Here is a 1,656-nt window from a genome sequence, read left to right as displayed (position 1 = left end):
CGACGATGTCGAACCATCCTCGCTCCTGGCGCGCGCGCCCTACTGCGATGGTCATCTCAACCTCTCCTTAAAAACATGATGAGGACATTAATGAAACTACAAATTTTGCTCCTTTGAAGCAAGACTGGTGCCTAGGTATAAAGACTCAGTCTGCGAACTTGTCGCCTTGGTTTCCCTGCACGGATTCCTGGCCAGAACTGACCAACCGCTGCTTCAGGCAGCTTTGCTGGCGTTCCGAACTGCTCTTGGAATCCTCAGCAGAGCTGTGGCGATCCCGACGAGCCGCCCTAGGGCCACCGAACAAGTTTCACGGCTGTCGGCATTACAATTTAGCCTACGCCAGTAAAGACTTGTAAACTGCTTTCATTATAGAGGGGGGGGACTCGTTCCCATCAAGTCCGAGGTGGCTGGGATCTTCACAGACTGTAATCTTTGCGGTTTTTCTCTCCTGAGATATTGAGCTAGAGGGGCTGCCTCACCCTGGGGAAGGCCGAAGGCACAAGATCCGATATCCTTGAAGGGCGAGGCAATCCACCTGAGAGGAATCTATGGCTAGTGAGATCTTCACCATTGCTGGGCTCTCCATCGTCCTGACCCTAGTGGGTGTGGCGCTTGGATACGGGATCTTGCGCATCACCCAGGGCGGGGCCGAGTAGGGATTTCCTCATTTGGTAAAACATGAAAATCGGCATCGTCGGCGCCGGGGCAGTCGGGGGGCATTTGGCCGTTTGCCTGGCTCGCGCCGGCTTTTCAGTCAGTGTGGTGGCGCGGGGATCCCACCTGCAGGCCATCCGCAGCCAAGGCTTGAAGCTGATCCGGCAGGGGGATCCCCCTGTGGCTTGGGTAGAGCGGCTGACGGCCAGCGACGACTTGGCTGAGCTGGGGCGGCAAGATGTGGTGATCGTTGCTGTCAAGGCCCACAGCTTGCCCCTGCTTGCCCCGCAATTGGGATCCCTGTGTGGCCCGGATAGCCCCGTTGTGGTTGTCCAGAATGGTATCCCCCGGTGGTACTTTTACCGGCATGGCGGCGAGTTTGAGGGGCGCTCCTTGACTTCGGTGGATCCGGGCGGGGTGATCGCCGCGCATCTGCCAGTCGAGCGGGTGATCGGCTGTGTGGTGTACATCGCCGTGCAGTTGGCAGAGCCGGGGGTAGTTTTGCATACCGGTGGCGGGCGCTACATTCTGGGAGAGCCGGATGGGTCGTTGTCGGAGCGGCTGCGCTCTCTGGCGGCCATCTTTGAGCAGGGGCAGCTTTCTGTGGCCCTCACCTCCCAAATTCGGGTCGAGATCTGGCAAAAACTTTGGGGGAACGCCGCCTTCAATCCCATCAGCGCCCTTACCCGCGCGGCCCAAGACGCAATTGCCCAGTACCCGCCCACCCATGCTTTGGTTCGGTCGGCGATGCAGGAAACCGAGGCGGTGGCCCAAGCATTTGGGATCCGGCTGCCGGTCTCTTTGGAAGAGCGGCTGAAGGATGCAGCCCGTGTGGGCTCCCATCGCACCTCGATGCTGCAGGATATCGAGCGGGGGCAACCGACGGAGATCGAGAGCATTGTCGGCGCCATCACGGAGCTGGGGCGTTGGGCGGGGATCCCGACTCCCCATCAGAACCTCTGGGGTACTCCCGCCACAGCGCAGCTTGGCGGGCTGGAGGAT

General features: G+C 60.0%; 2 protein-coding genes. Both read left to right on the top strand.

From position 1 onward, the window contains the following. The first annotated feature begins 548 nt into the window (after positions 1–548). Positions 549–656 carry a PetM family cytochrome b6-f complex subunit 7 gene (locus GG26_RS13580; protein ID WP_011431156.1) on the top strand — a complete coding sequence of 36 codons (108 nt, stop codon included), beginning with the start codon at positions 549–551 and terminating at the stop codon, positions 654–656. A 22-nt stretch (positions 657–678) separates the two neighbouring features. After that, positions 679–1,656, top strand: a 978-nt coding sequence (locus tag GG26_RS13575; protein ID WP_414391172.1) for a ketopantoate reductase family protein, incomplete at its 3' end; no start/stop codon positions are given.

The organism is Synechococcus sp. 'PEA 65AY6A-5F PE A' (assembly GCF_047462575.1).
Classification (GTDB): Bacteria; Cyanobacteriota; Cyanobacteriia; order Thermostichales; family Thermostichaceae; genus Thermostichus.
This window is presented reverse-complemented; position numbering and strand designations above follow the sequence as displayed.

What these genes read in the sequence shown, in the direction of transcription:
- GG26_RS13580 (WP_011431156.1), top strand. Translation starts at nt 549, where the DNA reads ATGGCTAGTGAGATCTTCACCATTGCTGGGCTCTCCATCGTCCTGACC.